The following is a 20,330-nucleotide window of genomic DNA, read 5'->3' on the forward strand; positions in this document are numbered from 1 at the left end:
TAATAAACTGAAAAAATGGATGGAAAAGATTATTTTCTAAACCAATTGAGTAATCTCAAAGCTGATTTGCATTCCATGAACGCTCAGGCCATTAAGAAAAAGTTTTCTTTATTTCCCAATCAAGCAGTTTCTATATATGATTACAACACCTTTGAATTAAAGTATGTAGATGGTTTCCAAATGTTTGGAATGAAAAATGATGAAATTACGATGGTCGACGTATTTAATACCGCGGTACCTGAACATCGAGAAGTTTGTGGGGAATTGAGCGGAAAGATTCTTCAATTTGCTAAAGACCGTCTAATTAAAAAAGACTCACATGTACTCAATATGACATATGCCGGGCTTCACAAAGACGGAACCCGTATGCACATCATGTTCCAAGCAAAAATTTTTGAAACTACCTCAGACGAAATTATCAAATCGGCCTGCACGATGATGACCCACCTTCCTCATCTAAAACCACCAAATATTGTTAGTTGGAGTGTTCATGGCCCTTCTTTTGATCATGTATATAAATTACTTGACAAAAGTATTGTAAGCCCAAATCACATTAGGTCTCGGGAACAAGAAATATTACAACTAATGTCGGGGGGATTAACGATGCATGAAATGGCCGATAATTTATGTATATCTAATCGTACAGTAGAAAAGCATTTAGAAAACCTAAGACATCGATTCAATTGCCAGAATTCCATTCAGCTAGTCGCTTTTGCTAAGGATATGGAATTGTTATAACATATTCATTGAATGACCGATTGGAAAGAAGGTCGACTGAAATGTACTTAAATTCCCGAATTGGGTCTTCCTTTTAATCGAATATCAATTCTTTTTTTCTTAGCGGTCAACCGCTTCATGACATCCATTAGGTTTGCATCTTGTGTTTTCTTATAAATCTCATTGATTTCTAAAATAAGTCGTTTAGCCTCTCTTGAAGCTGTCACTCTATCACTCGTAGACATATGAGTCATCTTAGTCTCTTCAAAAATCGTTGCCTCTTCTAAAATATCCATTATTGTGTTTTGTCTGATATTATATAAATATAATTAAACAGGAAATATTTAGCAAGTGTTAAATACCGTTTATTATTATTTTAACAAAACTAAACTGAATTAAGTAAATTTCGAAATATTAAATTCGAAATAAATCAACAAAATGCTTCCTATTAAAATGTGCTTAAAGCGGTCATTTATTCAATGAATATTTAAAAGCCTAATGAAATTTATTTGAATCAAAAGCATGTCTAACCATTTCACATTCAATTATATACCAGAATTTAAAAATTAACAGTATAAACGCTGATTGTTTATGCCGGTTATTTTATTAGGCAATCGCAATTCATATATAGAGACCATGATAATTGAAGCATGTATAAATTAACTACATATCTGAACGCTGAAGTGAAGTTAAGGCACTTGATGAACAGCTTGGTTGGAAAATAGTCATTACTTAAAGATCGGTCATTTTTTGACAGGAACTTTGCCAAAAAAACTAAATTTAGGCTTAATCAATAAATTGATTTTTTTAACACACTTAATTTCACGCATGACCACTACAAATACTTCCTTAAGAACACGCATCATTTCGGGATTGATGATAGCGGCATCCATATTCGGTTTTTCTCAAACAAGGGAACAAATAGATGACAATTTCCGTTTTGCCAAACAACATCAAGATGATTTGAAGCTGAGTGTATACATCACAGCGCATTCTGTTGAGCGTTTACTTTCAACCCCTGAAGGAAGAAGAGAGGCTATTTCACTCATGATGGCAAATGGAATTACCAAAGTTTATGTAGAGGTGTACCGCAACGGGTTGGTGGTTTCACCGCATTTATTGGCCGAGGTTACAGAATATTTTAACCAAAATGGATTTGAAGTTGTTGGAGGAATTGCCACGGTACCCGGGGGTGATATTGGAGTAAAAGGTGAGGGAGATCTTGGTGGCTGGTTCAATTGGCAGAACCCAAAGACCCAACAAGACATGAAGAAAGTCATGGTAGACGTAGCGCCAATTTTTGATACTTTTATCGTTGATGATTTTTTATGTACCGAAGATACCAGCCCAGAATCTATTGCCGCAAAGGGAGACCGCAGCTGGTCTGAATACAGAAGACAATTGCTAACAGATTTAGCAACATCAATTTTCATAGAACCAGCCAAGTCTGTTAACCCTGATATCGACATGATCATTAAATATCCACAGTGGTACGATCGTTTTCATATGTTTGGTTATGATGTGGAAAGTGGTTCGAAATTATTTGACGAAGTTTGGGTAGGAACGGAAACAAGGGGGCAATACACACAGCGGTTCGGGTTTGTGCAGCCCTACGAAGGCTTTGTAAATTATAGTTGGATAAAATCCATAGCTGGGAAGAAAATCGGGGGAGCTTGGTTTGATCATGGTGATTGTGATGCTTTAGATTTTGTAGAGCAGGCTTATCAATCGGTACTTGCAGGTGCTAACGAATTAGTTATTTTCAATTATGGAAGCTTTGTAAATGGCCATCCTGGTCATCATTTATTGCGGATGGATTTTGAAAAATTAGCAAGGCTCGCCAAAGCTATAAAAACCGCTCCAATCCATGGAATAGCTGGGTACAAACCACCGAGTAGTGATGCGGGAGGTGATTTATATATTATGGATTTTATAGGCATGTTTGGGATTCCTTTAATGCCCACGGCACATTATCCCGAAAGTGCTGAAACTATTTTTCTGCCAACACAAGCTGCCGCCGATCCCGAAATTGTAGGTAAAGTAGTGGCATCGCACAAACAAGGTAAACGAATTATTATGACTGCGGGATTTTTGGCAAACGTAGATGATAAAGGAAAACTCGCAAAATTGGCTGGTATCGTAAAGCCAGAGATTGAGGCGATAAATACGGAGAAAATAATCTTAGATGGAAGTGAAACTACTTTGGAAAGGCCACTAGATTTAGAGGCAGCATTGGAAATTAAAAAAGCAATAGTGATTCTGGAAGCCAAATCAGGCAGTCGCATCATTCCATTCTTGACTAAAAGCAAAGACGGGCAGCTATATGTATTGAATTCCCATACGTTTTCAGAGGCTGACTTCAAAGCTGTCGGAGAGGTTTTACTGAGTCCACGACCACTAGGTTTGCTCGAATTGCCAACTTCTTGGGCCAATGAAATTCGTAATGTTTTCAATAAAAATTTACAAATAGAACTTTACGCGCCCACCAGAATTACCATGCAACCCATGGAAAACGGTGACATTATTTTGCACAATTACAATAAGGAAGAAGTAGAGATTCAATTAAACGGATTACAAGATTATGAAGTATTGGATGCTTTTACCGGTCAAAAAGTAGATGTGACATCAGGAACTATGAAAATGAAGCCTAGGTCGAGGATTTGGCTTGGTAATAAGCATTAGTTAGAAACTTATCGATTAGTCTTTGATACCGTGTAATGCATTTGTATTGCTCGTGCTAGCTTGTTGAACACCGTCGAAAATAAGAAGGTGACCTTAGAATGTGTCGTCTTTATTTTGGCTGTAATAAGTGGATTTTGGGTTTATAGTCAGGGCCATCCGTGAAAATAATATCATAGAAAAACCCGACCTACTCCCGGTAAACCGGAAGTTTAAAAAGTAGCATAATACAGTAGTCAAAACTGTATTATTCTAAAGCCCTGGTAGCATGGTCGCCTTCAAATGCTCAAAATCCGTTCCGACACTTGAATTCTTGGTCTTGTCCCAATAGCTGGTCTGCTCTAATTTCAAAGCCAAAGTAGTTGTGATAAAGCTTTGGGTCCATCCCGTAAGTGTGCCCCAAGCACCCCAACCATGATCGGCGTTAGACCCATAATATTCCCAATTTTCGTAATCGAAGGCTCTAAACCAGGCTCCGTCTAGATCAGATCTTCCCGAAGACGTACTCTGAATACGTACCAAAAAGTCTGAAAGCTTATCAACAGCTTTTAGATATTTCACTTCTTGTGTTACTTGGGCCGCCTCGTTCAGTGAAAAAAGTGCAAAATTGGTTGTATACAACATATCGGCAATAGGGTCACCGTTTGAAAATATAACCGGTGCTTCAGAAGTGCCGTAAGCCTCGTTACTCTTAGATGCACCGTATTTTCCCTGTTTTTGATCGCCCAAAACCTCTCGAAGTGCTCCAGAGCTGACTTGATATTCTAATAGATCGTCGCAGAGCTTCGTTAGCCATTGCCTATGCTGTTCCGTATTTTCAACACGAACCAACCACGCCAATGGCAAAATCATTCGGGCCCTTTCTTGTTGTAGTCCATTCGTCCATATCCACTCATTCGGGTATGCATCCATCGTTATTGTTATCGCCCTTTTGGCTTTTTCCAATAAGGGTTTGTATCCCGTTTTGTCATACAACCATATGTAGGTCGCCCACAACCACGATTCGTAGTGAGGGGCAGGGTTTATCAGTTGACCTTCGCTCAGCTTTCGCCATCCTAGCGGTGCTATTTTATTTCCGTTCAGGGCATTCCCCCTAAAGCCGGTTTCCCCTGCAGTTCTAAAATTTGCCAGAATTAACCTTTCCAACGATTGATCCCATTTTTTGTTTCCTAGAAGCTGAGCCGCCAAAAGACCACCCAAAATCACCCGGGCATTATCATCACCATAGTATTTATGCGGAGCCGTATCAGCCCAACCGATAAGGCCGTATGACGTTCCATCCGGATTTTTACTATCATCGGTCATGAATGTGTCCGTGTTAAAAAGAAAATCCATTAAATTCTCAGCCTTTTGCAAATGCCCTTCACGTTTTTGAACAGAATTGGCCATGGCCATGGTCATTGCGGTCTCCGCCACACAATCGGCTCTTAACCAATAACGGTACGGCTGGCTTCCATCGGGATTTATATATGAATAATGCCCCTCCATAACACCTAACGAACCATCGCCCGAAGGCCGGTCAAGATCCATGGGCGGTCCCACAGGAAGTGCCAAAGTATCTATGGCTTGCCAATGGTTCTTCCATTCAGGGTGAATCAAAAATCGCCCTTTGTCATACCATTGGCTTCCGCGATCAACGGCAAGTCGATACGCATTCTCGGGCAGCTCCTGTTTTTTAGAATATGCCGGTTTGACTGAGGGAGTCCATTCAACTGTATCCGTATCAAAATCGTCTATCAAAAATGAAAGTATATGACCGATGACGATGTTCCATTCCTTTATCGGTGAATACCTGCCCTGAATAATATTGCTCAACTTAGTGGTAGCCACCAGTACATCACCCTGCTTAAATAGTATGGGAAAATGGTCGGTTTCGTTTAAACCATAAACCGCAGATTTAAAACCCGCTACTTTTGCTCCTTGTAAAATTGCCGCTCTACCGGGAATCGACACATAAGAAAATATACCTGCATCTAAAATACTCATCTGGGGCAAATGCGCTCCAAATGCATCTGAGGTTACCACAAGTCGTTCTTTTTTTGTTGCGATGATATCGCCCGTATCCCCTGCATTCAAAAGATTCGGAAACTCTACATACACTTTTAGATTCTTAGCTTTTGCCCTTTCATAGAAATCCGGAGGAAGTACTGTTTTTTGTTGGGGATAATTAAGTGCAAGTACAATTAACTTTCCATTCTCGGAAACACTCTTCAAAGCCTTGTCCACGTCTTCATATCGAGTATAGGTGTACGGTGTTTTTGACAGCACCTCAAAAAGGTCATTGTTTTGGTCTGCCACAATATGCAGGGTCGTTGAAGTGTTCGATGTTGTACAACCAAAACTTAACATCCCTATTGCCACAAAAAGAGTTACCATTATCTTTACATGGTCGATGTGTTTCACATATTTCATTAGCGTAAATTAAAGTCACGTAAATTAGTAGATTTTATAGCAGGAAAGAAATTAAAAAGTCATCAATATTTTCAAAGGGTCCTTTTTTTCCGGGCTTCAATTTTTTACAAATAAAAAACTATCATTTGTTCAGATATTCTAATTTTGATTAGGGCCAAATTGCAAAGGTGTACCTACCGCCAACAACTTAAAAGTTATTAAATAATGAAAAGACTAAAAAAACCCATTCTTTCCCTAACGGCATTACTGGTGATTTTCATAGCTTATCTGCTCTTTAACGCTTTTAGCTTCAAATCGGTACAAATTAAGGCCGATCCGGTAGCTAAGCTTGAAATTGACGCTATGTCAATAGAAAATTTCTCCAATGCTATAAAAATAAAAACGGTATCACCTGAAAATGAAATTGATTTCGACTCGATCCAATTTCATGATTTCAATACGTTCTTGAAACGAACCTATCCTTTGGCAGATTCTATTTTGGAAAAGAAAACCTTCAATTCGTTTAGCTTTCTTTACAAATGGAATGGTTCTGACACTTCTTTAAAACCCATTGTTTTAATGGCACATCTTGATGTGGTACCCGTAATTGAAGAAAATTTACCCGATTGGAAACACAACCCATTTGGTGGGGAAATTATAAACGACACTATTTGGGGTCGAGGAACAATCGATGACAAAATTGGGGTAATCGGAATAATAGAGTCAATTGAGTTGTTACTAAAGCAGCACTTTAAACCGCAACGCAGTATCTATGTCGTTCTTGGCCATGATGAAGAAATCGGGGGCTTGAGAGGTGCCAAAACTATGGGTGAGTTTTTAAAGGAAGAAAAAGTAAAAGCGGAATTTGTAATTGATGAAGGAGGAAGTATCGTGCAACAAATGGTACCCGGTATCGACAAAGATGTGGCGCTCATAGGTATTGCAGAAAAGGGATTTGTTTCTTTAAAACTTTCGGTAAAATTAGAAGGAGGTCATTCTTCGATGCCAGAAAAAGAAACAGCCATAGATGTGCTATCCGATGCCATAGTTAAACTAAAAAAAACACCTTTCCCTGCAACAATTTCTCCTCCAATAGAAGGTTTTATCAAGTATTTGGGTCCTGAGATGCCTTTTGTAAACAAATTAGTTTTTGCCAATAAATCAATTTTCAGTTCAGTTATCACTTCTATTTACGAAAAAAGCGCCTCTGGAAACGCGCTTGTGCGAACGACCACCTCACCTACCGTGTTTAATAGCGGTGTGAAAGATAATATAATACCGCAATCGGCAAATGCTACCGTAAATTTCAGGATTATTCCCGGGGAAACTATTGCGACAGTAACCGCTCGTGTCAAACAACTTGTCAGTGATGACCGTATTTCAATCTCAACAGGTGAATTTACTTCTGAACCCTCAAAGGTATCTCGCACCGACTCATTTGGTTTTGAAACCCTGCACAAGACGATTTCAGAAATTTTCCCAGAAGTATTGGTGACGCCATATTTAGTCGTCGGGGCTACCGATTCTCGGCATCTGAATGATATCTCTGATAATATTTATCGATTTTCGGCCACAACCCTAAATAAGGGGAACATCAAATCTTTTCACGGTTTAAACGAAAGACTGCCGGTAAGCGATTTCAAAAACTCCATTCGCTTTTATCATCAGTTGATAAAAAATAGTACTTCGAAGTAAGGTCAAGCTAATTTAATTCTGATTTCAACAGTTTAACGTCAGTGATCAATTGTGCTATCGAAGCCCTATTGAGGCCGTTATAGATGCCCCGAATGTGTTTATTCTTATCTATGAGCAAGAAGTTTTCTGTATGTAGAAAGTCATTTACGTCTTTAGGAATTCCTAAATCATTCTCCACAAAGTATTGATTTCTTCCCAGATTATAAATTTCTGTTTTATCACCGGTAACCAAATGCCATTTGCTATCAATAATCCCGTTTTTATCGGCATACGTTTTAAGTACCGAAACGGAATCTATGGATGGGGTCACCGAATGTGACAGCAGTAAAATATTGGAATCATCTATAAACTCTTCCTGTATTTTTTGCATATTTCCTGTCATTTTCAGGCAAATGCCCGGACAAGTGGTAAAGAAAAAATCAGTGATATATATCTTGTTATCGAAGGTCTTTTGCGAAACGGTATCTCCTAGCTGATTTACCAATTTAAAATCTGGGATTTTATGAAACGCTTTCTCCTCTTCACTATCAGGGGTTAACCAATGTGGCGTAAATGATTCATCATTATAATAAGGCAAGTGCACTACCCTGCCGGTTTTCATCACTTGAATATCTTCTTTCTTTGTCTCTTCTTTGCAACCCGTAAAGATTCCCGACAAAAGAACAAAAAGAAGACTATATTTTTTTATCCCTAATAACAACTTCATTCTCTAGTTTATAACATGAATTCGCTCTTCGCATACCGTAAATACGTCCGTTTTTGGCTTCATAATTAACATAAAGCTTTCCATTTTGCAACCAAGCTTTTTGTAAACCTTCTTCTTTACCATCAACCAATTGCCTCATCTTGGCCAATTCACCTGTAGAATACCACTTTTTTTCAACTCCATTAAGAACGCCCTCAGAATATTGGGACTCTTGGGCCAATACGCCATTTTCCCACCAGCTTTTATAGCTTCCTACTAAGCGATTTTGTTTGTAATTCGACTCTATGCGAAGTACACCGTTCTCTGACCATCTTCTGGCAACACCCTCCCTTTTACCGTTGAAATAACCCAGCTTCTCTGCCAAAGTCCCATTTTCATGGAGTTTCAAGGAATAGCCATTAAAGGGCTGACCTTCGTAGTACCATTTACCTTCAACCTGATTGACTACAAGATCGTCTTTTGGCATCTCTAAGCTATCAATGGTGATAACTCCATTAGATACATCTTCGATAACAGGGCTTTCTTTACATTGTATAAAAGAAAACACAAGCGGTATAATGAATAGGAAGCGTCTCATTTTTATGAATTAATAACCTTGATATGGACCAGCAAAAGCTAGATATGAGCCTGTTGTCGAATACAATTCGTTTATAATATGATAGTGATATTCTTCCTCTCCATCGGTGTATTGCGTTGTAGCTGTATGCCCCCCAGAACTATCCAAATCTGTAGGATACGCTCCTGTTGCGTTACACTTTCTTCCATAAAGAAAAACACCGTCCAATAAAATTCCTACTAATTTATCATCATCATTCGTGAAAGCCTTAGGCTCTAGATGATAGTGATATACACCAGGTCCAATATGGGCACCTGTCCAATCTAAACTAGCCGCAGCTTGATCCAAGGCACCATTACCCTCTTGATCATTGAATATAGAAGCTCCACTAACGGCTATACCTATCGTGTTTAACTCTGTAGATACCGTATTGCCTGTTAAATTAGGGGTTGCGTCGACCGTAATGGTTGTTGCGTTATTGTTGCTAGACATAATACTCGGCGTAGTGGCAACATTAGACTCTTCTCTATAGAGGCTGTTGCCCTCGCCCCAATAAACCGTTTCATGATCCGGCAGACCAGTAGTTTCTATCACCACGTTCGACCCGTCTAGAAAAATGGTCGTGGCATCAGTATTAAACGCAGAAAAAGCAGCATGAAGTTCGGTAGGAATTGTTTCCTCACTCTCTTCTTCCAAAGTCTCATCGGCACTATCGGTACTGCAGGACAAAAAAGCCATACTTACCATCGCGGTTAACGTCGCTAAAGGAATACGTTTTAAGGTGATTCTATTTTTATTCATAATTGTTGTTTTTATTTAATGGATGCTTTTATTTACCTCGCGGAGATGATTTCGGTCCCTTGGGTTTTGGTGCTTTTGAAACTTCTTCTTTAGAAAGAAAACCATCTTCGTTGCTATCGATTTTTACAAAGCTGTTCTTTAGTGGTCCTTTTAATTCTTTTTTTGAGAGTTTACCATCTTCATCCTTATCGATTTGTTTGAAGATTTCCTCGACCGATGGAGGTTCTTGATTTCCTTTTCCATCTTGAGGTGGTTGTGCGAAGCTCAATGCTGAAACAAACAACGTACATATAGCTGCAAAAATTGTTTTAATTGGGTTCATCTTCATTATTCTATTATTTAATAATTCATCGTTATGACAGCAAAGATTGGCAATGTTTTAATGCGACCGGAACCCCTTCAGTGAATGGCAAGAAGTTTTCAGCGAATCAAGGAGAAGAAACAGTAAAGAAATCAGCGTCTTTGTAAAATGACGAACATATGCCCTACAGAATAGTCATGTATATGGTCGTTTTCCAGTTTTTACCTCAGTAAGAAAAACAACGAAAATGTGTCATGCTTTTTTGCAGAAATAGGCTAGACCTAATTTTAAAACTTTGAGGTGATTGTAGCTGTCGAAAAGGGAATTTAGAAATCCGAAGCTGTTTCAAGGCGTTTTTAAGACCCGAAGAAATATGAATAGAAATTAAACGAACAGTTGATAAAAAGCATTGATCCGTTCTTGGGAACGGTTACTCATTAAAAAAATCATCAAAAAATAACATTTGGTATTTTATGGCATTGTCCCAATAGTTCCAATCGTGCTTTCCGGGGCGTTGGGTATAATCGTGTGGAATATTTCTTTCCAATAATTTTTCATGCAACCTTTGGTTTCCATCATAGAAAAAATCATCTACGCCACATTCAAAAACTAATTTCAGGCTCTTGCTATTTATAAGGTGAACCATATTTATTACCGTATTGGTCTCCCAAACTTCTTTGTTTTCGGCATAGCTGCCCAAGCGTTCTGGAATATCCCAGTTTTTGGGGAAAGGTCTAAAATCAACGCCTCCACTCATACTACCAGCGGCTCCCCAGATATTTGAATGTTTAAAAGCTAAATAAAAAGCACCATGCCCGCCCATACTTAAACCAGTAATTGCGCGACCTTTTTTTGTGGTTTTGGTATTGTATTTTTTATCCATTGCAGGAACAAGCTCTTGACTCATATATGTCTCATATTGCATTTTGGGGTCTATCGGACTATCAAAATACCAACTGGTTTTACTTCCATCGGGACATACTATAATAACATTGTAGATATCGGCATATCGTTTAATATCAGGCACCTTTCCCAGCCAATCCCTATGATTTCCTCCAGCACCATGCAGTAAATATACCACGGAATAGTCCTGGCCCGAGGAAGTATATGAATCAGGTTTAATAATTACATTTTTCACTTCTTTATTCATTGCTTTACTGAAAACCACCAGTGTATCTACACTCGATGCGTTAACGTTAAGGGCAATACAGAAAAACAATATAAAACCTATTCGTATTTTCATATTCACTTTATTATATACTTTGTAGTTGCACGTATTGATAAGTTCGACTCGCTTGAAAATTTATTTTTTATTTTTTCGAAGGGAAAAGTACAAGTTTTAAATGAAGTTTCATAAATACTTCCTTTGTCTGCTATTTAATAAATAGACCTTCCCCGTATCCCGTTTGAATAGCTTGGAATTAATAATTAAGAAATCTAATAGGGCCAACTTTTCACAATAGTGAAACAAGTTTAACAAATTACAGGCAATTACGAGCATCAAATATGTTGATCACAATAATTTGGGGACGATAATGAAGATAAGCTCCCTGTAAACCAGGCTATTTGATTTTGTTAATAATTTCTAAGTCCATCTTAGTTTCAAAACTATGTGCAGCCGTTATTTTTGTAAACTTTTGAACCTTATGGAGAAACTTAAAATTGGGGATAAAGTGTATAATGCGAGGCAAAATGGATTTGCAGATTTTATTCGTTATACCTTTTCCGAAGTCGTAGAAACCACGAAGACCTTAGCCATTTTGAAAGATGGAACCCGATTAATAAATATACCGAAAATCTCCTATATTACAGAAGATATCGGGTATTCGGTCTCTAGAAAAAAAGGAGTCCATTGGCATTTGGTTTCTTTACAGGCCATACGCAACGCCCAAATCGAAAATCAAAAAATTGCCGCTAGCGATTGGTTTGATACCAAGGAGTTTTCATTGGCAGAAAAACAGTGGATTTATAAATTGTTCAAGGAACGTACTGAAACGGAGTAAAAGCTTACCCTTTCAAGTTTTCTATGTAATAATAGTTAGCACTACCCTATTAGCTTTCGAAAGCGCAAGGTATAAACGTACTATTTAAGTGCAGTAATGAACTCATCAAACGGCATTCTTAATACAAAAACCCATAACTAGGTTATGGGTTCTTGTTGGCAAAGGAGGAAATAATTACCAAATAATGGCAAATCCTTAGATAATCGGTATCTGTGTCGGAATATTTCCCTTAATGTTTTTAAGATTATTACATTGGGAAAATCATTACACAAATCGATTTTCATTTACTTCTTCTATGCATATTCCAATTGCTGCAACTTCGTAATAGCCTCGGCCTTAGAATTCACATTCAATTTTAAGTAGATATTCTGAATATGAAAATTTATGGCACTAGTGGTCACAAAGAGTTTGTCGGCAATCATTTTGTAGGTTGCGCCTTGGCATAGATAATCAATGATTTGGTTCTCCCTTTCGGAAAAAGATTTGTATGATTTTCTTTGAAACATGGAGATTACCTTTTTGGCAATATCATTACTCATGGCAGCGCCCTCATGTCGAATCGAATCTAGCGCATTGTATAATCTTTTACCGTTTATAGGTTTGGTCATATAACCGTTCGCTCCATTTTTAAAGGCGTTTTTAATGAAATCAAAATCAGATTCGTCACTGACCATAATGATTTTTACATTGGGGTCTTTTTTACGAAAAAGACGAATACCTTCGATACCAGTAATCTCCGGCATATTAACTTCCGATACAATGATATCAGGTTTAATAGTATCATAATTTTTAAGGGCCTCTTTTACAGAGGAATAAATTCCATCTAAAGAATAATCTGAAAACGTTTCAAAATAATGTTGGTAAACAACGTGTGATACCGCGTCGTTATCAATAACAATGATTTTTAGGGTGTCTGACTCCATAGCTCATAGCATTTTAGTCGGTACTCAAACTTTCGGGGGAAAGAATAAATACCAAATGTTAAATTGAAAAAATTTGGGGGTAACAATCACCAGTAAGACAGTCTAAATGTTTCAAACAAAACAATAAAAGCTTTTGACGATATGAATCGACATGGCAGAAGGGCACAAAATCATCTTGATACTAAAACAAATAATGTTCAAGTCGAGACACAGATTTGCAGCATAGGCTAGCCCTGTATGTTTTATTTAAAAAATAGAAACTCGCTAAAGTGAAAGCTAAAGTCTAAATATGGGGTGAAGTTTACTCCATAATCATGAATATTCCAATATAGGTATATCGGAATCGTAGTTGAATTTTAAATCAACATTTGTCTTGCCCTTTGGGCCACTCTTGAGGTTAAGATTTAAACTCATAATCTTGGGGGGATTTGGGTTAAACGTAATGTAGGTTAAATTATAATGTAAATATACAAAACCAATAGAGCTGTGAATAGTTTTAATAAGAGTATTCGTTCAAATACACTAGAGATTATTATATTATCAAAGAAAAAGGCGGTTTATTCAGCATCTTTCAAGAGTAATGCGAAATTCATTATGTTATATGGAGTGTTACTCGGCATTTCTAGAGAACTCTCCCCTTTGTAAAGGATGGGTTGTATTAAAATAGTACTCGGAACATCGTATTAACGAAAAGGAGGGGCTGATATCCCCCCGGATAGCCCCTCCTTTTTTTCAGACACATTTATTTTTAATTGGTGGTCAAGCAGTTTTTATTTCTATGAGCTTGCGCTCCGCTGGAATAAGGAGGGGGTGATATCCCCCCGGACGGCCCCTCCTTTTTTTCAGACACATTTATTTTCAATTGGTGGTCAAGCAGTTTTTATTTCTATGAGCTTGCGCTCCGCTGGAATAAGGAGGGGGTGATATCCCCCCGGATGGCCCCTCCTTTTTTTCAGACACATTTATTTTTAATCTTATTTAAGTACATCTTTTGAAAACAGAACGATATAAGCCCCATTCGTAACATCCTTATTTAATCTTCATAGATATTGGCAGCAGTAGCCATTGAATTGTCAACTTGCATAATCCACTTTTCATCTCTATACTTTCCATTTAAATTTGACACAAAAGCAGTTTCAGCATCTTCTTTGAAATTAAAATCAGCCAAATACACATAATAAAGTCCGTTCTCTTTGTTATAAAATTGTTTGGCATCTAGGCCTTGCTCGTTTAAGGAATGCATAAAGGCATCTAAATACTTCTTGTTCTTGTACACATTCGCTATTACATAATATCCTGATTCAACACCAATAATGTCAGATTGATTTAGAACCTTTATTGGAAGTTTCACGTATGGCTTTTGATCTGATATTGATGAACTCACTTCTTTTACCGGAGCTGTTTCCGTTTGTGCCAATACCGTATTTTCTGAAACCTTATAGTTTTCCGTAGCGGCTTTAAAATTTTCCTTTATATCTTTTCTTAAGATTTCAACGATTGCCTCAAACCCTTCTGCCAATTCTTTTTTCCTTGCAGACTCAATGGAATCTTGTCTTAAGATCAACTCGTCTAAAATCATTCGATTTTGATAAGCAAGCGAATTTGCGTCGTATTCAACTTCTTTTTCTTCTTCGACCATTCGTTCTACTTCTTTCTTACCTTTATTGTCATCCCTTTTATTCTTTTCCTCCATCAAGTTCAAAATCTGTTCTTCGTAGTTTCTTACAATACGATCAATTTTGTCATCATCGGAAGTTGCGGCAAATGCGCCTACTCCACTATTGTCTTTAAAAGTATATGCCAAAGTCAATTCATGGTTCCAACCAAGGTCAACATCGCCTTGTGACAGATCTTTCTCCATCAAATAACCTAAAGACATTTTTTTGCTTAGATTAAAACCGAAACCTGCAGACATTCCAAATTTATCATCAAGAGTTGTCTGTACCCATCCGTATTTCGGCAAATCTAATAGTAATGCCCCAACATAAGACAAAGAGCTATCTTCATTTCTGCCTATTTGAACAAGTGGCATTAATCTCGCATTTGAGAACAAACCTCGAGTTGCCATAAATGAATGGGTGTACTGAACCGAAGCTTTAATACTTTTATCATTGAAAGATGTCGTAAAATCATCGGTAGATTGATTGTATTTAAATAGGTCTTGGGCATACAATCCAAAATCAAATTTACCTGTTGACAAAGTGATACCTGGCTGAATCGCAAGTTTACTTTCTTTAGTTGATTCTTGAATTGTAGGATCGTTTTCTGCTCCAGTCACACGATTTTTATCAAGACCTTCATTAAAGTAAGTTACATTTGTTCCGAATGTCAACTTACTCTTTTCACTTAATTTTACCGAAGTCGCGTAATTGGCATTAAAACCAAATTGTTGTATCACTCCAGACCATTGGCTATAAACACCAATACCTACAGCCGTATGATCATTCAGTTTATTACTGAAACCGATATAATAATTCTGGTAATTATCTTCGAATGTAGCATATTGGTTTCTGTTAAGAATATTCAAATACGATTTATTTTCTCTTACTAAAGAGAATGTCGGGTTAATCAAAAATCTATTAAAAAACAATTGATTGTGATACGAATTGCTCGTACTTGGGGCAGGATTCGCTTCTTGACCATAAGTCGTATGTATGCAAATGGCTACATAGAAGAAAAGCAGCAGGCATTTTTTTGTTTTAATTTTATTAAAGTTCATAATTTGGGGGGATTAACGTTATACTATGGGTAATCTTTAAATATGTGCTTATTTATTAACAGGGGCATTCAAGCATCGTAAGCCAAACAATTTTTACCTACGACACTTCGCCAGGCGTCTTATTCATCTTCGAATACAGATGAGGAGTAATCAACATTTAGATCGTCGTTCAAAGAAGCCAAAAAATTACTGCTCAGCTTTTCTTCAGACTTGATATTAGTTTTGTCTCCATAAGAGAAGGCCACACGGTGCACTGTATCTTTATTTTGGCCACGGTTCGACATTACATAGCCCATATCTTTTTCCGTCAATAGAAAAATAGAAAAATCATCTTTATCACTATTGATGGGGTCGCCTAGGTTGACGGCCAAGCCCACTTTTCTCTGGTCTACCTGTGCCATATAAACATCAAGTCCGCCATGGCCTTTTCGTCCTTCAGACGCAAAAAAGAGTGTGTTCACCCCTACAATATTAGGGTAGAGATCATTCTTCTTAGTATTCACCTTTTGGCCTAAGTTTTTTGCTACACCATAGGTTCCGTCACTTTTGATGTTGGATACGTAGATATCGTATTCTCCAAAAGTACCTGGCATATCAGATGCAAAAAACAATCGTTTTCCATCATTGGACACAGCAGGGTGCATCGCTGAGAAATTCTTGGGGCATAGGGCCACTTCTTCTACATTACCCCATTTATCACCTAATTTGTCAGCCTTGTATATTTTATGAACCAATTCCTTTTTAGAAAAAAGTCCATATAAAGGCTTTTCATATACAGCTTTGGTAAAGTAGGCCGTCTTTCCGTCGGCAGTCAATGCTATTGGTGATTTATAGATATTCTCACCTTCTGACGTTCCTGTATTTAAGTTTTCCAGACCATTCACTTCCTCTAGTTGAGATTGCACCAATTCGTTTAGTGATTGAGGAGTTTCTCTACTTGTAAAATCCAATTCTTTGAATTTTCCGGAATTTCTAGAGACTTTGGTCCCTACCTTATAATCCGCTTCGATTTGACCAAGCCAATCTTTTTGTTTGTCGTTTGAAGCAACCCTATTACCCGATTTGGCAAGGGCGTACTCGTAACGCTCATTATAACTAGAACCGAGTGTACCTTCTTTACTAATATTTATTAGTTTTGAGTACCAAAATACTGCGGTTTCATAGTTTTTAGTCAAGAAGTTGGCGTTTCCGAGATCCTCAAAAATTTCCTTGTCGGTGTATCCTGAATTTTTAAGTTGCTGATAGTTTTCTTGCCTTTTTACATGCTCATAAGAACTTGTTTTTTCAGAACTTGAATTTTTCAAATTCTGTGCGGACATCGAATAACAAAAAAAAGTTACAAAACATCCGAAGGCTACTCTGTAGGTTAAAGTTTTCTTCATTGGGATATCATTTTAAATTATTTCAAGGACAAAGGTTAAAAATTGTTGGCGACCTTTTATTAGTAATAATTCATAGGTTTTCAATTTTTTTGGCATTTTTTTCCCAAAAATCTACCGTTCATCGAATATTTACACCATTTATCTTAGAAATTAGGAAAATAATTCATAGTATGAATAACTATTCAAATCAAAAAATCAAGCTGATTTTCGTTTTCTTATACTTACAATAAACTCTTTTATTTGACTGATTCTGATTCCCCGAAAATCAAATAGCGTATAAAATGCTTTAAATTCTCGCCCCCAATACCCGAAATAGAACTTTCTGTTTTGTGAGGCTTTTATCTTTTTTTACTTTGCAACATGCAAAAACCCTTAGTCAGTATTCTGATTCCTTTTAAAGACACTGAAGCTTTTCTTACAGAGTGCTTACTGTCTATTACAAATCAAACTTATGAGCATTATGAGGTTTTGGCCGTTAATGATCGCTCAACAGACACTAGTAAGGTCGTTGTCGAGACCTTTGGGAAGCAAGATTCGCGTGTTAAGGTTTTCGACAATAACGGCCATGGAATCATTGACGCCCTTGAAACTGCTTATGAGTTTAGCAACGGACAATACATTACCAGAATGGACTCCGATGATATCATGCCCCCAAACAAGCTGCAGGTTATGGTCGATGCACTTCTAGAAAATGGAACTGGGCATTTAGCCCTAGGCCAGGTGCACTATTTTTCTGATCGCGGTATAAGTAATGGTTACGCCCGCTATGAGGAATGGCTGAACAGATTAACAGAGAAAGGAGCTAACTACTCGGAGATATATAAAGAGTGTGTTATTCCCTCCCCTTGCTGGATGGTACACAAGGAAGACTTGGAAAGATGTGGTGCTTTTGAACCAAACCGTTATCCTGAAGATTACGACTTGGCATTTCGTTTTTATGAAAAGGGATTAAAATGCATTCCGTGCGATCAAGTATTACATTTATGGCGTGATTATGACACTCGAACATCACGAACCAGCGAGCATTACGCCCAAAATTATTTTTTAGACATCAAACTACACTATTTTCTCAAACTCGATTGGGATGATTCTCGCCCCCTAGTTGTCTGGGGTGCTGGAAAAAAGGGGAAAGCGATAGCCACAAAATTACAAGAACAGTCCGTCGATTTTGTTTGGCTTTGTGACAATCCTAAAAAAATAGGAAAGGATATCTATGGTGTAAGAATGCAGCATTTTTCTGTATTGGATAAATTAAATAATCCGCAGAGCATAATTACGGTAGCCAATGAGCAGGCGCAGACTGTAATTCTTGACTATTTTTCAAAAAAGGGCCAAAATAGCTCGACAGACTATTTTTTCTTTTGTTAACTTTCTGCCTAACAGTTATCGTGTAGGCTTGAACCGATCAATTGACTTACGGCTAAATTTTGCTCCAATACTTTGAACTTTTGAACCTCGAATTAAGTATATTTGCCAAATCTTATTCAGTAAATGCAGTTTAAACATCCGGAATTACTTTGGGGACTATTGCTACTACTGATTCCTGTTTTAATACATCTCTTTCAACTTCGCAGATTTAAGAAAACGCCATTTACCAATGTAAAACTCTTGCAGAAAGTCCAAGCGGCTTCAAGGCGTAGCAAAACTTTAAAAAAGTGGTTGCTCTTAATCACAAGGCTTTCATTATTTGCTGCTTTGGTTCTTGCATTTGCCCAACCATTTTTTGCCACTAGTTCGGCGCTACAAGAGAAGGAAACCGTCATATATCTTGACGATTCTTTTAGTATGCAGGCCAAAATGGACGATGAAACACTATTACAGCATGCCGTTCAAGAGTTGGCCAAGCAAATACCCAAAGATCAAGTCTTTAATCTATTCACCAATACAAAGGTTTTTAGAGACGTAACACTGAACGCGATTCAAAACGACTTGCTGTCCCTCTCTTTTACTGCTGATCAATTGCAGTTAAATGAGATATATCTTAAAGCAGGCACATTTTTAACCGGTTCTAAAAATTCGGTAAAGAATTTGATCTTAATTTCAGATTTTCAAGATAGACACCCATCATCGATTACCGATTCAATTCTAATAAGTTCATCGCATTATGTGAAGCTTGTTCCTGACAATTCTACCAATGTCTCGATAGATTCTGTTTTCTTGGCTCCTACGTCTACAGAAAACATGGAAGTCAATGCCTTGCTTTCAAAAGTAGGCGACATCGAAAATATTGCAGTATCACTTTTTAATGGAGATAAGTTGATAGCCAAGACCTCGGCCGCTTTTAATGCCGGAGATAAAGCCGAAGTTACTTTCACCCTTCCTAAGAACGAGCCTATAAAAGGAAAAATAGAAATTTCAGATGCAGGCTTGACTTATGACAATCAGTTCTATTTTAATATAGATGAAAAAGAAAAAATAAAAGTTCTTGCCATCGGGGCATCAGACAATAATTACCTCAATCGTATATTTTCAGAAGATGAGTTTGCTTTTTCATCCTACACTTTAAAAAATTTAAACTACCGGGATTTACCACTTCAAAACTTGATCGTCATCAATGAACTGGAAACCATACCCACTTCATTGCTGACCAGCATACATTCATTTACCGATGACGGCGGAAGTCTGATCATAGTACCTCATTCAGAAATGGATATAACCGCATACAATCAACTAATATCCCCGTATTTCTCATCTTCATTTGTGAAAAAAAATCTTCTAGAGAGAAATATTACGGGCATTATTTTTTCACATCCTCTTTACCAAAATGTATTTGAAAAAAATGTAAGTAATTTTCAATACCCAAAAGTTTCAAGCTACTATAGTATAAAATCTTTTTTGCCGACCGCCCTATCATATGATAACGGAGATCCTTTTTTAGTTGGCAACACTAGTATCTACATTTTTACAGCACCGCTATCAAATCAAAATTCAAACTTTCAAAATTCGCCTTTGATTGTACCGAGCTTCTATAATATTGGGCAAAATAGTCTCAAAGTAAACCAGCTGTACTATACTTTGGGCAGTTCGGCAGAAATAGATATTATAACACAACTGACGAAAGATAATATCCTTAGTGTTTCAAAGGGAGCGACAGAATTTATTCCAAAGCAACGATCTATGGCCAACAAAGTTCGATTGTCTTTCGACGACCTCCCTTACGAAGATGGTATATATGAGGTTGCCCATAAAGAGATTATTTTCAAAGGTTTAAGTTTCAATTACCCAAGAAACGAGAGCAAAGTCGACTATTTGGATTTAGCGGATATCAGTTCTGAAACTCGACAGGAATCGGTTGCATCTGTATTTCAAGAAATGCAGAACGACAATCGAATACAGGAGCTTTGGAAATGGTTTATTATTTTAGCCATAGTTTTTATCTTGATGGAGGTTCTCATCCAAAGGTTTTTGAAATGAGTTTAGGGAAATAAAATAGAACCTAATTCGATTTAGGATTTTT

General features: G+C 37.4%; 16 protein-coding genes. 6 read left to right on the plus strand and 10 right to left on the minus strand.

The genetic code is table 11. The features are described from left to right. Positions 1 to 15 precede the first annotated feature (15 nt). Positions 16 to 738 (plus strand): response regulator transcription factor, encoded by a 723-nt coding sequence (locus BLS33_RS08640; RefSeq protein WP_089887486.1) that lies wholly within the window; start codon positions 16 to 18, stop codon positions 736 to 738. Between the two features lie 47 nt (positions 739 to 785). Here the strand turns inward: BLS33_RS08640 and BLS33_RS08645 are convergent, their stop codons facing one another. Beyond that, positions 786 to 1,013 (minus strand): hypothetical protein, encoded by a 228-nt coding sequence (locus tag BLS33_RS08645; RefSeq protein WP_089887489.1) that lies wholly within the window; start codon positions 1,011 to 1,013, stop codon positions 786 to 788. A 532-nt stretch (positions 1,014 to 1,545) separates the two neighbouring features. Between BLS33_RS08645 and BLS33_RS08650 the strand changes: the two genes are divergently transcribed. Next, on the plus strand, positions 1,546 to 3,399 hold the full coding sequence (locus BLS33_RS08650; RefSeq protein WP_143017592.1) for a hypothetical protein: 1,854 nt from the start codon (positions 1,546 to 1,548) through the stop codon (positions 3,397 to 3,399). Between the two features lie 249 nt (positions 3,400 to 3,648). On the opposite strand, the gene BLS33_RS08655 is transcribed toward BLS33_RS08650, so the two are convergent. After that, positions 3,649 to 5,808: a hypothetical protein gene (locus BLS33_RS08655; RefSeq protein WP_089887495.1), complete on the minus strand. Its 2,160-nt coding sequence runs from the start codon at positions 5,806 to 5,808 to the stop codon at positions 3,649 to 3,651. A 204-nt stretch (positions 5,809 to 6,012) separates the two neighbouring features. Here BLS33_RS08655 and BLS33_RS08660 point away from each other — a divergent pair, with 204 nt between their 5' ends. Then, positions 6,013 to 7,482 carry a M20 family peptidase gene (locus BLS33_RS08660; RefSeq protein ID WP_089887497.1) on the plus strand — a complete coding sequence of 490 codons (1,470 nt, stop codon included), beginning with the start codon at positions 6,013 to 6,015 and terminating at the stop codon, positions 7,480 to 7,482. Between the two features lie 7 nt (positions 7,483 to 7,489). On the opposite strand, the gene BLS33_RS08665 is transcribed toward BLS33_RS08660, so the two are convergent. The 5 genes from BLS33_RS08665 to BLS33_RS08685 all read right to left on the minus strand — a co-directional run bounded on the left by BLS33_RS08665 (position 7,490) and on the right by BLS33_RS08685 (position 11,089). After that, complete coding sequence (locus tag BLS33_RS08665) at positions 7,490 to 8,188, minus strand: SCO family protein (protein ID WP_089887500.1); 699 nt, start codon at positions 8,186 to 8,188, stop codon at positions 7,490 to 7,492. Next, positions 8,157 to 8,765, minus strand: a complete 609-nt coding sequence (locus BLS33_RS08670) for a toxin-antitoxin system YwqK family antitoxin (protein ID WP_089887503.1) — start codon at positions 8,763 to 8,765, stop codon at positions 8,157 to 8,159. The genes BLS33_RS08665 and BLS33_RS08670 overlap by 32 nt, the downstream gene beginning before the upstream one ends. A gap of 9 nt (positions 8,766 to 8,774) precedes the next feature. Then, positions 8,775 to 9,545 carry a YHYH protein gene (locus BLS33_RS08675; protein ID WP_089887506.1) on the minus strand — a complete coding sequence of 257 codons (771 nt, stop codon included), beginning with the start codon at positions 9,543 to 9,545 and terminating at the stop codon, positions 8,775 to 8,777. Between the two features lie 28 nt (positions 9,546 to 9,573). Next, positions 9,574 to 9,873, minus strand: coding sequence for an EF-hand domain-containing protein (locus BLS33_RS08680; protein ID WP_245731341.1), 300 nt, complete (start codon positions 9,871 to 9,873; stop codon positions 9,574 to 9,576). A 403-nt stretch (positions 9,874 to 10,276) separates the two neighbouring features. Next, on the minus strand, positions 10,277 to 11,089 hold the full coding sequence (locus tag BLS33_RS08685) for an alpha/beta hydrolase (protein ID WP_089887510.1): 813 nt from the start codon (positions 11,087 to 11,089) through the stop codon (positions 10,277 to 10,279). A 403-nt stretch (positions 11,090 to 11,492) separates the two neighbouring features. Between BLS33_RS08685 and BLS33_RS08690 the strand changes: the two genes are divergently transcribed. Then, positions 11,493 to 11,849 carry a pyruvate kinase gene (locus tag BLS33_RS08690; RefSeq protein WP_089887513.1) on the plus strand — a complete coding sequence of 119 codons (357 nt, stop codon included), beginning with the start codon at positions 11,493 to 11,495 and terminating at the stop codon, positions 11,847 to 11,849. A 293-nt stretch (positions 11,850 to 12,142) separates the two neighbouring features. Here BLS33_RS08690 and BLS33_RS08695 read toward each other — a convergent pair whose 3' ends face one another. The 3 genes from BLS33_RS08695 to BLS33_RS08705 all read right to left on the minus strand — a co-directional run bounded on the left by BLS33_RS08695 (position 12,143) and on the right by BLS33_RS08705 (position 16,873). After that, the gene (locus tag BLS33_RS08695; RefSeq protein ID WP_089887517.1) at positions 12,143 to 12,772 is read right to left on the minus strand and encodes a response regulator transcription factor; all 630 of its coding nucleotides are present in this window, start codon (positions 12,770 to 12,772) and stop codon (positions 12,143 to 12,145) included. Between the two features lie 1,033 nt (positions 12,773 to 13,805). After that, positions 13,806 to 15,491, minus strand: a complete 1,686-nt coding sequence (locus BLS33_RS08700; RefSeq protein ID WP_089887520.1) for a PorP/SprF family type IX secretion system membrane protein — start codon at positions 15,489 to 15,491, stop codon at positions 13,806 to 13,808. A gap of 119 nt (positions 15,492 to 15,610) precedes the next feature. Next, positions 15,611 to 16,873 (minus strand): PD40 domain-containing protein, encoded by a 1,263-nt coding sequence (locus BLS33_RS08705; RefSeq protein WP_089887523.1) that lies wholly within the window; start codon positions 16,871 to 16,873, stop codon positions 15,611 to 15,613. 360 nt (positions 16,874 to 17,233) lie between these two features. Here BLS33_RS08705 and BLS33_RS08710 point away from each other — a divergent pair, with 360 nt between their 5' ends. Both BLS33_RS08710 and BLS33_RS08715 read left to right on the plus strand, forming a co-directional pair. After that, positions 17,234 to 18,241, plus strand: a complete 1,008-nt coding sequence (locus BLS33_RS08710; RefSeq protein ID WP_089887525.1) for a glycosyltransferase — start codon at positions 17,234 to 17,236, stop codon at positions 18,239 to 18,241. A gap of 123 nt (positions 18,242 to 18,364) precedes the next feature. Then, positions 18,365 to 20,287 carry a BatA domain-containing protein gene (locus BLS33_RS08715; protein WP_089887528.1) on the plus strand — a complete coding sequence of 641 codons (1,923 nt, stop codon included), beginning with the start codon at positions 18,365 to 18,367 and terminating at the stop codon, positions 20,285 to 20,287. The last annotated feature ends 43 nt before the right edge of the window (positions 20,288 to 20,330 follow it).

It is taken from the genome of Kriegella aquimaris, assembly GCF_900103215.1.
Lineage (GTDB): Bacteria > Bacteroidota > Bacteroidia > Flavobacteriales > Flavobacteriaceae > Kriegella > Kriegella aquimaris.